The organism is Paenibacillus sp. GCM10027626 (assembly GCF_042676285.1).
In the GTDB taxonomy this organism is placed as follows: domain Bacteria; phylum Bacillota; class Bacilli; order Paenibacillales; family Paenibacillaceae; genus Paenibacillus_Z.
This window is the reverse complement of record NZ_JBHTHC010000008.1, coordinates 324,474-338,268: the sequence shown is the minus strand read 5'-3', so window position 1 is coordinate 338,268 and position 13,795 is coordinate 324,474. Positions and strand designations below refer to the sequence as shown.

Genomic DNA, 13,795 nt, shown 5'->3' with positions numbered 1-13,795 from the left:
GATGAAAGTTAGAAACGGGAGGGAGCAGCGTGATGCCCGCGAATGGTGCGGCACTCATTTTTCCTTGCGCGCCGCACGGATTTTATACTCGTATTGCTTGAAAATTTGCTCCCCTTTGTAGCGAGAAATAATTTCCTCACGGTATTCCGGCCAGTGCTCGCCCGATTTGTCGGTGAAGAGCATTTTCACCTGCAGCTCGTCTTGCCGCGCGCGCATCGTATCGACGCGGATACCGAGCGGCGGCGTCAGCGTTGTACCCACCCCTTCGTGAACCGGAATGTGCGTGATCATTTCGTGAATCGCTTTATCCCGTTCCGTCTCGCGCGGATCAACGACCGTGAGCCCAAGTACTTCGGGCGTATCGGGCGTAAAGAAGCTCCAAATATCGAGGAACCGCCCTTTGCTGGCGATATCTGCTTCGATCGCCTCAGGCTTCAGGGTGATGACGCTGCCCTGCCTGTCGTAATGCTTGCCTGAGATGCCATAGTGGGTAAGCAGGAACCCTTCCTCGCCGGCAAGCCAGTCGAGAATGGTAGCGGTTTTTTTCAGTTTTTCCGGCTTGAGGCCTGCGGTTTTGTTGGAAAATACGAATGGATGCCCGGGCGATACGGCTGTTCGCAGCGGCTTATTGCCGAACGGGTTAAACGAAATCCACTCGGCCATCGGGTTGATTTGCTTGCTTCTGGCCTGCAAGCTGTCCGGATTGGAATCGTAGGCGAAATTTTTCGTGTCGCCGAGCACGATGCCTGCTTTGCCCCAGACGGCTTTGTTAAAGGCATCGTCGCTTTTGTTCAAAAACCAGTCCGGATCGACCAGCCCGTCGTCGATGACGCGCAATATGTCGGTTACGACATCTTTGATCCGCAAATCCATCTGCATGTCGATCAGCTTGTTGTCCTTGTAATAGGCGGGATACAGAAGCCCGTTGTTAACATATTCCGGCCAGTCTGTCGAAAGCCCCGTGCCATTCCCGGCGGTGGTGAAGCCATATGTATCGTTAAGCCCGTTGCCATCCGGATCGCCGTATGTAAAGGCATGCAGTACCCGGTAATATTGTTCATATGTCGTCGGAACATCAAGCCCGAGTCGGTCGAGCCAGTCTTTGCGAATATAATAGGCGCGGTACGTCTTTTTATCATACGGGACAGGCGCACGCATAAACTTGTTGTGGAACTGGTACTGCCTAAGCTCCTGCCCGCTGATCCAATATTTGAAATAATTCGGCATTGTCGCGGGGGAAACGAACAAGGTCATGTCGGCCAGCGCATTGTCGAGCGCATAGGACGCCCCGCCATCAGTGCCGAGACCCAGCCACATATCGGGCGGATCGTTGGCGGCCAGCAGCGACGCGAGCTGCGTATCATATTCGTCCCCGGCTTTAACAGCGGAAAGGGTAAGCTGGACATTAAACTTCGCTTCGATCGCGCGTCTGACAAAATCGTCGGCTTCTCCGGGCAAATTTGCGCCGGCCGGCAGGCTGACAAACAGATGGAGGGCCAGCTTGTCCTTATCCTCTGATAATGATGGATCCGGGGCAGCCGTACTGAGGTAAGTGTTAAGCCACCCGCCCTGAAACAGCCAGGCGAGGGCAATGAGGACGGCGGCGGCCGACGCGAGGGCGAAATGATACGCACGTTTCATAAACAGGTACCAACCTTTCACACTGTTGTCATTTCACTATCTTTACTAGCATTTATAGCACGAAATCGGGGAAAAGAAAATGGGTGCGTTTACAATTTCATCTAAAGCAGTTTAAAATGAATGTCATCTCCTAAATGTTGTCGTGAAGGAAGGGGCTTAGGGCATATGCGGAAAACCTGGTTTAGCAGGCTGTTGTTTTCTTACTTGCCCGTTTTTTTTGCCATCAGTTTAAGTCTTCTGCTGATTACCTATTTAACGCTGAGCGAGATGTCAAAAAAATCGGCGGTGCAAGCGAACGAAATGCTGTCGCAAAATATTATGCAGCGCATCGACAATCAATTGAAAATCATCGACGAGCTGATGCTGCAGCAGCTTTTGCACAACGAAAAAATACGCAAGTTTTTTAGTCCGACGGCGCCAGCCGAACGAATGAAAGCGGATTTTGAAGCCGCCGAGGCGCTAACCGAATTGACGCGTTCCAACAAACTGATTTCCTCTGTTTATTTATACCGGACAAGCGACTATATGGTCCTCACACCGACCTCCTATACACGCATTGAAAATTTCGGCGACAAAAAGTTTATCGGGTCCCATGTCAACAGCTCCTTGCCTTTCCGTTGGGAAACGAGCCGGCCTTACCGCCCTTATCCGGAACAGGACATGCAAGCGTCCCACGTGTTTTCCCTGGTGAAGTACGGGAACTTGGCGAGCGGCAGTCTGATGGTCGTTAATGTGAACGTAGAGATTGTGTCTAAACTTATCCGCGCCATGTCAGGGTCAGGTTTGCAATACGTGGAGTTGCTGGATGAGACAGGGCAGGTCATCGCTTCCAAGGACGCGGACAACCCGGCGGCCGGTGCCGGAAACGAAAGGTTGAGCAAGCCCAACGAAGGCAAGCAGCTTTCCTCAGTACATTCCGCCTACACGGGGTGGTCGATTCGCAGCGGTATCTACGATTCGAATGCGCTTGCATGGGTATCTTCGCTGTTTTACGTTTGGATATTGTTCGGCTTTGCGGTTATTGCCGCCGGAATCGTCTGGCTGTTTTATGTGACGAGGCGGAACTATAAGCCGATTCAAGCCATCGTCCAGCGAATTTCTTCCAATGGCGGCAGCCAGGACGATTTGACGGAAGGAAACAAGGTGGACGAGCTGCAATTTATTGAAACTGCGGTGGAAGGGTTGTTGAACAGGTCCAGCCTGCTGCAGGAGCAGAATAAGGAAAACCTCGTTTTCCGGCGCAGTCATGTGTTTCTCCGACTGTTGGACGAAGGGCACAGCTTCGCGCACGACGCGGAGACTTGGAAAAAGGAACTGGAACGGATCGGCATCGACCCCCGCTGTAGCGGCCTGATCGCCGTAATTGTGGAAATTGACAAATATAGCGATTTTTGCAGTGCATTCAATCGCCGGGACCAGTATTTGTACAAGCACGTGCTGCTATCGGTCAACAGCGAAATGAACGAAAACGAGTCATACCGCGTTTGGTCGGAATGGATGAATGAACGCCAGCTGGTTTCGTTATATTTGCTGAAGGAGCCGGCCCAGGACGAAGAGGTTGCCCGAGCCAAAGCGGAGAAGCTGCGAGTATGGGTAGAACAGCAGCTGCCTTTTACGATTACAGCGGGTATCGGCACGTACGCCGCCGATTTCGGCAAAGCCGCCGACTCCTATCGTAATGCGGCGGAATTGTTGACTTACAAAGCTTCACTCGGCTGCAATCGCATCCTGGCCCGCACCGACCTTGCTTCCCGCCCGCGCGGCGAGCCGTTCCGCCAATTGCCGCGTATTCGCGCCATCTGTCAGGCATACCGTTCGAACGATGCGGCATGGGAGGAAGAATTCGCCGAGATGCGCCGCCTGGCGCAATTGCGGTTGTTCTCCCGCAATGAAATAAGCAGCCTGTTTCATCATTTGATTGATCATCTGCATAAGGAGATGACAGAGCTGCCTGAGAAGATGCAAGCTTTGTGGGATGGAACGCAGGTGGAACTGTACCGGATCGTTGCCCATCAGGAACTGGCCGATGATATGTTCGAAAGTTTCCGCAGCGCACTGGCTTCTGCGTTTGAACGAATGCGCGAAAAGCGCGAAAGCAAGTCGAACAAGCAGCTTATACGCCGTGTGAAGCAATATATTCATGACCATTACGTCGACCCCGACCTGTCTCTTGCCCGTCTGAGCAAGGAATTCGGTCTTGGCGGAAGTTATATGAGCCGGTTGTTTAAAGAGGAGTTCGGGGTAAAATTTATCGATTATGTTACGCAGGTGCGGGTCGAACAAGCGATTACGATGCTTAAGGAAACGCAAAAAACGGTGCAGGAAATCGCCGAGTCCGTCGGTTATGTGCGTACGATGACGTTTATTCACGTCTTCAAGAAAATAACCGGCACTACTCCGGGCTCATACCGAAAATCGCTGGAATGAAGCGGGCGGCCAAAGACGGGGCAGCCCGCTTTCAGTTTAGGCATTTTATAAAATAGAGATGAGTAAAAAAATAAGCTTTATGCTGAAAAAAGACCGCCGCTGCCGGTTTTGGCGTTTTTGGAGATCGGTAAAAAACGAGAGATTTACGCCACGCCAGCGGGAATGGTAGCTTGAAAATGTAAAGAAGCTTCATCCTCCGATGCGGGCTTCGGCACATTCGGATAAAAAACAAGGAGTGATGCAAACGGTTGCATGGGTAGCGAAGATGGGGATAGTGAGGAACAAATAATTACGAAGGGAGAGCTTGCATGAAAATACAAATGAGAGCGATTTCAATTATGCTTGTATGCGTATTGGCAGGGCTGTCGATCCAGGGGTGTTCGAAATCGGAGGAGGGCGGCGGACAAGTAACAGATGGCGGAGCGGGGCAGAAGAAGGAGCCGGTCAAAGAGGCGGAAGAGGACGTATATCCGGAAAATGGCCTGCCCAAAAACGAGAAGGTGACGCTGAAATTCGGCTTCTTTGATGCCGGAATGGGGCGAGAATGGTTCGATTACGCTGTCGATACGTTTAAGCAGAAGTTTCCGAATGTGGACTTCGCCATTACGTATTCGCCGACCATCGATCAAATTATACAGACGAAAATCGCCGCCGGCGACGATGAGGACATGTTCGATATGTTCAACAGCACGATTCCGGGCGGTACCAAGGCGATGGCGCCACTTGTGAAGGCAAACAAGCTGGAGCCGACCGAAGATTTGTGGGACAGCAAAGTATATGACGCGAACGGCAAAACGGTGAGGGAACTCTCGGCTGACGGCATAGAGAAATCGGCCCCCCGCATACTGGGCAAAACGTATGATTTTCCGATTGCCGGCACCGGTGCGGGATTATTTTTCGACAAAACCTTGTTCGAGCAAAACGGCTGGAACCAAAATCCGAAAACGTGGAACGAGTTCGTCCAGCTGCTTGAGGATATTAAAACGAAAGGTTTGATTCCGATCACGTATCCGGGCGTTTACCCTAACTATCTGGAAAATGCTTTCGGACCGTGGAAGCTGTTCGAACTGGCGGAAAACAACGGGAACTTGCAGCAATTCGAAGACAATTACCGCAATTTCAAGCTGCCGGAATATATGTCGCCGGAGATGCAGGAATTGTGGAAGAGGATCTATGAGTTGGGCCAAAAAGGCTATTTCCCTGAAGGCGTGGCGGCGCTCGACCATACGCAGTCGCAGATGCAAGTATTGCAGCACCAAGCTGCAATGGTGTCTACCGGAAGCTGGGTGGAGAACGAGATGAAGGATTCGACGCCGGAGGGCTTCAAGTGGGGATTTATGGCGGTGCCCATGGGCGACACGGCAGGCAGCACAATCTGGACGCGCAGTTCGTCCAGAAGCGGCAGCTACATCTGGGCGGCAAAACCGGAGCTGAACAAGAAATGGGCGAAGCAATTCAGTTTATGGATGTGGAATATGGACATTCAGCAGCTGATCGCCGAAAAGGGCGGACAACTTCCGCTGCGCAAAGATTTTGCGGACGATCCGGTTCGGGCCGAAAAACTGCAGGATGTTTCGAAGGCGATGCTCGAGTATATGAAAAATAACAAGGTGATGGGAGAAAGCTCCTTCCGTAACGTCACACTGACGGATCCGGCTTATTCCAACGCGGTGGACATTTATTACAACATGATTACCGAGGTTACGAGCGGGAAGCTCGATCCGATTCCTAAGCTGCAGGAAGCCGAGGAGCTGATGAAGAAGGCTGTTGCGGCTCAAGGCGGCCAATAAACGGCGAGAGGAATGATCATCATTGAACTTTCCGGAATCGACCGCATACGCGAAAGTTACCCGGCGCAACGAAAGAAGGATGCGAAAGGCGGGAACGCAGAAGCTAATATTTTTGCTGCTCGCGCTCGCTCCCACATTCGGTGGTTATCTGCTGTTTAATTTGTACCCTAACCTGATGTCGGCGTATTATTCTCTCCTTTATTGGGATGGATTGTCACCAGCGGAGTTCGTGGGACTGAAAAATTACACCGCTTTGCTGAAAGATGAAAACGTATGGCGGGCATTATCCCACAACCTGTTTTTTGTCGTTACCGTACCGCCGCTGACGCTTGCGATATCGCTCTTGCTCGCTTACCTGTTGGCCGTCAAGAAATATAAGGAATCGGGCTTCTATAAAGTGCTGTACTTTTTTCCGAACGTGCTTTCTACCGTTGTCGTTTCGCTGCTGTGGGCATTTGTTTACAACGGGGATTACGGCTTGCTGAATGCGATGCTCCGGCTGTTCGGGATTCCGGTCGGCAATTTTTACTGGTTGGGCGACACGAAGACGGCGATCTGGTCGCTTCTTCCGCCTTATTTATGGGCGACGGTCGGTTTTTACAACATCATTCTGATGAATGCGATCATCTCCATTCCCAAGCCGCTCTATGAGGCGGCCGTATTGGAAGGGGCATCTCACATGACGCGGCTGTACAAAATTACGATTCCGCTCGTTATGCCGGTCATCCGCGTCAGCGCTTTGTTTCTAGTTCTTGGCGCATTCCAAAGTCTTGAAAGTATCCTTGTCCTTACGAACGGGGGGCCGGCCGGGTCAACCAATGTGATTGGATTGTACATGTTCAATATTGCTTTTGGCGATAAATATCACAACTACGGCTATGCAGCGGCGATAGGCATGTTTTTGTTCCTGATTCTGGTCGTCGTCAAACTGATGATGGACAAATGGATGGGAAATAAATCTTATGAATATTAAAGGCGCGTAAGGCCGCCTGGAAAGGAGGAGGGCCTTGGAAGAGAAACGCTCGCCGGTCGATTGGCTGTGGCGCGTCTTACTGCTCTTGTGGGCACTGGCGATCTTGTTTCCGCTGATCTGGATCGTCTATCAATCCTTCAAAACGAACCGCGAATTTTTTCAGAATATATGGAAGCTGCCCGACATTTGGCAGTGGGGCAACTATGGAACGTCGTGGACAAAGTATAACATTGGCGGAGCGCTATTGAATACGCTTTATTATGTCGGCGTCAGCCTGATCGTAGGCACTTTTTTAACCGCTCTCAACGCTTATGCGCTTACCCGAATCGAATTCAAAGGCAGGAAGCTGCTATGGGGCATCATTATGCTGTCGTTGTTTTTGCCTGGTATTAACGCCCTTGTTCCGCAGTACATCTTAATGCGCGATCTGCACCTGACGAACAGCCTGACGGGTCTGATCCTTCTGGAGTGTTTGGGAGAAAGCGTTTTTTACCTTATGCTTCTTGGCGGTTTCATGATGTCGCTGCCGAAGGAATTGGAAGAAAGCGCACATATGGACGGTGCAACACTGTTTCAAACTTTTTTCAAAATCATGGCGCCTTTATCGCTGCCGGGCATTGTAACCGTCGCTATTTTTAAATTTCTAGGTCTGTACAACAATTTCCTAAGTCCGTTCATTTATTTGAGCGATCAGAACAAATATACGATCGGCGTTAATATGTACCAAGCCTACAATATGATGAAATACAAGGCTGATTGGGTGATGCTGTTCGCCGGTGTAACCGTCGTGATGGTACCGTCGGTGCTCATATTCGTCCTGTTTCAGAGAATGATCATGGAAGGAACGACGCTGGGCGCGGTGAAGGGATGAATTTAATGAGAGGAAGGAAGAGTCGGATGGAAAAATTGGCCATACATGGAGGAGAGCCGCTGCGCAAGGGGCCGCTGCCTCCCAATTACCCCGGCGCGATGCTGATGGGCGAAGCGGAAGCGATCGCGTCAGCCGATGTGATCAAAGCCCGCTCCCCGTTTCGCTACTATGGGCCCGACATGCAGCATGCGGTGCGCCGGCTGGAGGAGCGGATGTGCTCCGATTTTGGCGTTCCGTACTCGCTTGGCGTCACGTCCGGCACGGCCGCGCTAATTGTCGCTTTGCGGGCTGTCGGCGTAGGATACGGTGACAAAGTAATCGTGCCGGCGAATACGTTCGTCGCCACGCCGGGTTCCGTCATATGCTGCAACGCGGTACCCGTCTTTGCCGACATCGACGATACGATGAATATCGATCCGAACGATCTGGAACGGGTGATGGATGATGAGGTGAAGGCAATTATCGCCGTACCGATCATAGGTACGCCATGCGATATGGATCCGATAATGGAATTTGCGCGCAAGCATAATATTGCCGTGATCGAAGATGTAGCCCAATCATGCGGGGTGAAATACAAAGGGAAGTATCAGGGGACAATCGGCGATATTGGCGCCTTCAGCTTTCAAATTAACAAAATTTTGACGGCCGGCGAAGGCGGCGCCGTCATGACGAGAGAACGGTCTTATTTCGAGCGGGCGCTTCGCTACCACGATCAGGGCAATATTCGCGAGAAAGACCTGTACGGCATCGATTCGCCTGACGACCTGTATGCGTTCGCCGGGCAAAATTACCGGATGAGCGAGCTATCCGGCGCTGTGGTGCTGGAGCAATGGAACAAGCTGGAAGGCATCATTGCGCATATGAAGCGTTGCTGGAATGCAGCTCGCAGCGCCCTGCTGGCGGAATTGCCCGGAATCCGCTTTCGACCAAGTCCGGACGAAGACGGCGAACTCGGGTCGAACTTGGGCATCGTCCTGTCTTCTGCGGATGAAGCGAAACAGTTCAGCGATGCGCTTGAGGCTGAGAACATATCGAATTATATCTTGTATGGCGGAAATCCTGTGTACAATTTTCCGCAGATCATTCATCAGCGTACAGCTGACCGGGACGGATTTCCGTTCAATTATCCGTTCAAACGGCCGGTCCGCTATACGGCGGGAATGTGTCCCAAAGCGGAGGATTTAATCCCGCGGGTCGTATTTATCCCGATCAGTCCGGTCCTTGCCGATATCGACGTGGAGCAAATCGTCGCCGGCATCGTGAAAGTCTATCGGGGTTTACAGATCGGACTCGGGTGAGTCCTCCTGTTCGTTGCTCGTTCAACCTCAATCCCAATTCATAGCGAAAGGAAGAGGAAACATGAACAGCATGAAACGTAAAGCGATACGGACGTTTGCGGCCGCAATGGCCTGCGCAATGATGCTGTCCGCTTTGGCCGCATGGCCGGCCGTTGCTGAAACCGCACTGTTATCCCCGGCAGAGATAGAGGCAGGGGCTGCGGCATTTGCCGCCGCCCCTGCAATCCCGCAATTTGCCGATCGCTGGGCGGTCGTCAATGAGGCCCATAAAAAGCCGGTTATGGACGGCAAGCTGGAAGAACAGGCATGGAATAAAGCCGCCAGTTTAAGCCCATTTGTCACGATGTATTTCAATCAGCCAGCCAAACCTGCAACCGGTGTGAAGCTTGCCTACGATGCAACCCATCTGTATATCGGCATATCCGGGCAGCGTGCCGCGGCGAATGAGGCATTGAAAGCCGAATGGGTAGAAATTGTGCTTAGCCCTGCGGGTGCAGGCGACGATTATTATCATATTCCTGTCGTCATCGCCCAGGACGGTGTGAAGCAAGGAAATATGAATTTCGATACCCCTCCCGAGATTGCTGTCAAAGAGGTGCCGGGCGTTACGACCGTGCTGGCGGGCGATGCCGGCAAATGGACGGCTGAGCTTGCCGTCCCGTTCGCTTCGCTTGGCGTCCAGGGTGTCAAGGCCGGGGATGAATGGCGGATGAACGTTGTTCGCGTTCGTCCCGGCGCAGATCCCGTCAGCTCCTGGTTTCCGCTGCGTCATTCCGCCTACTGGTATGAGGGGAACGGCGATTATACGCTGGCGGCGACAGGAATCACGGAAGGGCGGCTGGGATCGGTATTTTTTCAATCGCTGCCCAGCGAGAATGGCGAGAAGAAGCCGCGCCATTTCACGGGGTGGGTGCCGCCCGCTGTGAAGCTGTCGTACAAAGGCTTTTCGCAAAAAGAGCTGGCGTTTGAAAGCGGCAATTCGTTTAAGCCGGAGCAAATGACCGTCAATTTGCTGCTCAAATCGCCGTCCGGAAAGTGGACGCCAATCGACGATGCGGTGCTGGCAGGCGACAAAAAGAGCCATACAGTGACATTCACGCACCCTCCATTGGACGAATACGGCGCTTACCAGTTGAAACTGACGCTTGCCAAGAAAAATAACCCGAACGCCGACGTTGCGTTTATCGCCTTTGACCGCGAGCAGGTCATTGCCGCTGGAGAGTCGGCGTGGCATCCCGATCCCGGACAAGGGGCCAGAACGAAGATCGAGCCGGCTCCGGTATCGGATAAGGTGAAGCGGCTGCTCGACATGATTCCGCAGCAGCCGGGCGTCTATTACGCCGCTTTGCCGGAAAAGCCGGAGCTCGATCCTTATAATTTGTGGGACTGGGACCCGGAAAAGCCGAATCAGCTTACAAGCAAAAACGGCCAGCTTATCTATCCGAATGCGCAATATCCGGAAAACAAGACGTACAAATCGATCAACGCCAAGAGAGAAACAGTCGAGTTTCCTTATTATGAAGACGACAGAGGCCGGCGTTATTATATTACTGCACATTTATGGTATAAGCAGCGGGAATACGTCATGAAAGAGACGCTTAAGCTGGCAAATTCGGATCCGCTCGGTGCAGCCCGTCTGCTGAACAAATTCGCTGATGTCTATCAAGGCTACGTGCCCGTCTACGATTATCCCTGGTTAAGCTTCCCGGCGGACAGCGAAGCCGGACCGCCGTACCCGTACTATGGAGGCACATGGTCATTCTGGTTTTACTTAGAATTGTCAGGACGCGGGATGGGACCGCTGATCGAAGCGTATGAGAAAGTGAAGCAAACCGATGCGTTGGCGGTGCTGTCCGCCGAGCTGCACGAAGATGTCGAGCGCAAGCTGATTGACGATGTGTTCAAGCCTTCCGCGGAATATCTGCTGTCGTTTCCGATCTGGCATACAAATATGGATTACACGGCGCGCGAAGGGCTTATCCGTCTCGGCAAGGCGATCGGCTACCCTGACTACGTGCACGATGCGATCGAACGGATGGAGAAATATACGCAGTCATTTTTCCTGTTCGACGGTTTTTGGAACGAAGTTACGCTGTCCTACCATAACCAAAGCACGAACGGGACGCTCGCAAATATTAAGCTGCTAAACGGATACACTGATCCGGCCGGGTACATCTCATCGCGGTTCGGTAAACGTGCGGACAATCTGGACATGGCCAAATGGTTTCCGGCACTCGACAAGTCGCAAAAACTGCCTTCCATGCTTACTTATCCGGACGGAAAATATTTGCCGATTCAGGATACATGGGCGTCTACCTCGGACAAATCGCCGAATTTGACCGCAGGCTCGCTGCTCATGCCGGCTTCCGGCATCGCCCGTCTGTCGGCGGGAGAAAGCACTGGCCAGGCACAGCTGTACATGATGTTTGAGCCGAAATACGGGCATGCGCATTACGATCCGTTGAACATCGCACTGTATGCGAACAGCCAGGAGCTGCTGCCGGATCTCGGATACACGCATACGAAGTACCGTGCCTGGACAACGATGACGCTGGCGCACAACACGGTGGTAGTGGACGGGAAAGATATGACCGTCGACAACAAGTCGAAGCACGGCGGCAGCATTGAGCTGTTTGAGCCGCAAGGCAATCCGTTCCAGGTGATGCGGGCGCGGCAGGACAACGCATACCCGGGTGTAAGCGAGTACCGCAGGGAACCGTGGGTGATACAATTTGAAGGCGCTCCCGATAACGCGGTTTACATGCTTGATCTGTTCCGCGTTTCTGGCGGCAGCAGGCACGAATACACGCTAGGAGGGGACGCGAACCGCGACGCCGAGATGCGTACGAATTTGCCAGTGGAGGAATACGGCCCTTATTTGCTGCCGGAAGGCACGCCGGTGGTCGAGCCGCAGACGGAATTGGATCAGGGCAGCGCAGGCGGCGAATACCCGGGTTATCTCTATGTACGCGACGTGAAGAAGGCCGAACTGACAGACGGCAGTTATGAAGCAACATTGACAACGCAGGCGGGCGGGGCCGAAGCGGCGGGGATGAAAATAAGCGGTTTCGTTGCAGAAGGCGGTTCAAGCGAAATGTTCCTCGGCCGTTCTCCTTCGCTGCGGGCGACGCGTGTCAATGACATCGATACCAACGAGCAGGCCGACAAATATACGATGCCGAAAATGGTGCTGCGCCGGGAAGGCGCAAATTTGCGCAGCACGTTCGTCACGGCGCTTGAGCCGTATGCGGCAGGATCCGCACCGCGCATCGCCAAAGTCGAGCAGCTCAAGCCGGACCTCTCGTCTCCGGGCGACGTTGCCGTATCGGTTGCCTACGGCAATACGACGGACATTGTGCTCAGTTCGTCCAATGAGGACGGACAGCCGCTTGTCGTCGGGGACATTGTGCTTGACGGCGAGATGGGCTTTATCCGGCTCGTCGACGGCAAGGTGACGCAAATGACGCTGATCGGCGGAACCCGGCTGCAGAAGGGGGATGAACAAGTGAACGGAAGCGGTCCGGTAACGGGCGCCGTCGATGCAGTTCGCCGCGTTGCCGAAGGAGCCGCGTACAATGCGCTTGTCACTGCTGCGGCAGTGCCGCAAACGGCAATCGGACAATACGCGGTCGTCACCCACCCCGACGGCAGCACCCATGGCTACCCGATAACCGGAGTAGTTCAAAGCGGCGGCAAAAGTGAGCTGTTAACCGGCGAGATGGACCCCGGCTTTACGATCTCCGCCGACGGGTCGAGCGGCATGAAATTTTTCCCGTTTACTTCCTGGTCGGGCGGCCATACGTTCCGCATCGATAATATGGAGCGCAAATAATATTGCAATATTGCAATTGAAAGTACAAGGAGGGTGACGAAAGCATGTCACAGTTGCTGAAAATCGGCATGATCGGCCTCGACACTTCGCATTGCGAGCTGTTCGCCGAGCTGCTGAACAAACCGGACCATCCGTTTCATGTGCCCGGCGGGCGCGTTACGATTGCTTACCCGGGCGGCTCGGATGATTTTGAATTAAGTTATTCCCGCGTCGGCATGTATACGAACCAATTGCGCGACGAATTTGCCGTACAGATTGTTGACAGCATGGAGAGGGTGGCGGAGGAGGCCGATGCCCTCCTCCTTACCTCTGTCGACGGCCGGGTCCATCTGGAACAATTCGCGCGCATCGCGCCTTACCGCAAGCCGGTATTCGTCGATAAGCCGTTTGCTGTCAGCACAAAGGAGGCAAGAGCCATCGTGGACATCGCCGCCGAGTGGCAAGTGCCGATGTTCAGCTGTTCGTCGCTGCGTTATGCGGAGCCGCTGGTCAACATTTTGCGGGAGACGGAGAGCGGCGCCATTATCGGCGCGGACTGCTACGGCCCGATGCCTGTCGTGCCGACGCAGCCGCCTTTGTTTTGGTATGGCATCCATACGGTAGAAACGCTTTATGTCATTATGGGCAAAGGCTGCGTTAGCGTCACTGTGCGCATGAACGAAGACCATGAAGTGATCGTTGGCGTCTGGCGTGACGGCCGGATCGGTACGGCGCGCGGCAACCGTAAGGGCAGCAGGGCGTTCGGCGGAATGATCCATCGCGAGAAGGCAACGCATTTCGTCGATACGTATGCAAGTCCAAAGCCTTCTTCAGCGGGGCTGCTTGAGGCAGCGATGCAGATGTTCCGCACGGGCCGGCAGCCGATCGACGCCGATGAAATGATCGAAATCGTCCGTTTTCTCGAGGCGGCCAACGAAAGCAGGCTGACGGGAGAGACGGTGTTATTGTAAACGGAGACGATAG

Annotated in this window: 8 protein-coding genes; 7 read left to right on the top strand and 1 reads right to left on the bottom strand. The window is 53.3% G+C overall.

The window, feature by feature from the left end; genetic code table 11:
* Positions 1–54: 54 nt before the first annotated feature.
* Entirely contained in the window at positions 55–1,641 is a 1,587-nt protein-coding gene (locus ACFQ0N_RS17885) for a type 2 periplasmic-binding domain-containing protein (protein ID WP_379328541.1), read from the bottom strand.
* A gap of 165 nt (positions 1,642–1,806) precedes the next feature.
* On the opposite strand from ACFQ0N_RS17885, the gene ACFQ0N_RS17880 reads away from it, so the two are divergent.
* The 7 genes from ACFQ0N_RS17880 to ACFQ0N_RS17850 all read left to right on the top strand — a co-directional run bounded on the left by ACFQ0N_RS17880 (position 1,807) and on the right by ACFQ0N_RS17850 (position 13,782).
* Complete coding sequence (locus ACFQ0N_RS17880; protein ID WP_379328539.1) at positions 1,807–4,068, top strand: helix-turn-helix domain-containing protein; 2,262 nt, start codon at positions 1,807–1,809, stop codon at positions 4,066–4,068.
* Between the two features lie 308 nt (positions 4,069–4,376).
* Positions 4,377–5,858 (top strand): type 2 periplasmic-binding domain-containing protein, encoded by a 1,482-nt coding sequence (locus tag ACFQ0N_RS17875; protein WP_379328537.1) that lies wholly within the window; start codon positions 4,377–4,379, stop codon positions 5,856–5,858.
* Positions 5,859–5,880: 22 nt separating this feature from the next.
* Entirely contained in the window at positions 5,881–6,831 is a 951-nt protein-coding gene (locus ACFQ0N_RS17870) for a carbohydrate ABC transporter permease (RefSeq protein WP_379328535.1), read from the top strand.
* 34 nt (positions 6,832–6,865) lie between these two features.
* A complete protein-coding gene (locus tag ACFQ0N_RS17865; protein ID WP_379328533.1) occupies positions 6,866–7,702 on the top strand; it encodes a carbohydrate ABC transporter permease in 837 nt (278 codons plus the stop codon).
* A gap of 26 nt (positions 7,703–7,728) precedes the next feature.
* On the top strand, positions 7,729–9,000 hold the full coding sequence (locus tag ACFQ0N_RS17860) for a DegT/DnrJ/EryC1/StrS family aminotransferase (protein WP_379328531.1): 1,272 nt from the start codon (positions 7,729–7,731) through the stop codon (positions 8,998–9,000).
* 61 nt (positions 9,001–9,061) lie between these two features.
* Positions 9,062–12,832 (top strand): heparinase II/III domain-containing protein, encoded by a 3,771-nt coding sequence (locus ACFQ0N_RS17855; RefSeq protein WP_379328529.1) that lies wholly within the window; start codon positions 9,062–9,064, stop codon positions 12,830–12,832.
* Between the two features lie 44 nt (positions 12,833–12,876).
* Entirely contained in the window at positions 12,877–13,782 is a 906-nt protein-coding gene (locus ACFQ0N_RS17850) for a Gfo/Idh/MocA family protein (protein WP_379328527.1), read from the top strand.
* Positions 13,783–13,795: the final 13 nt, after the last annotated feature.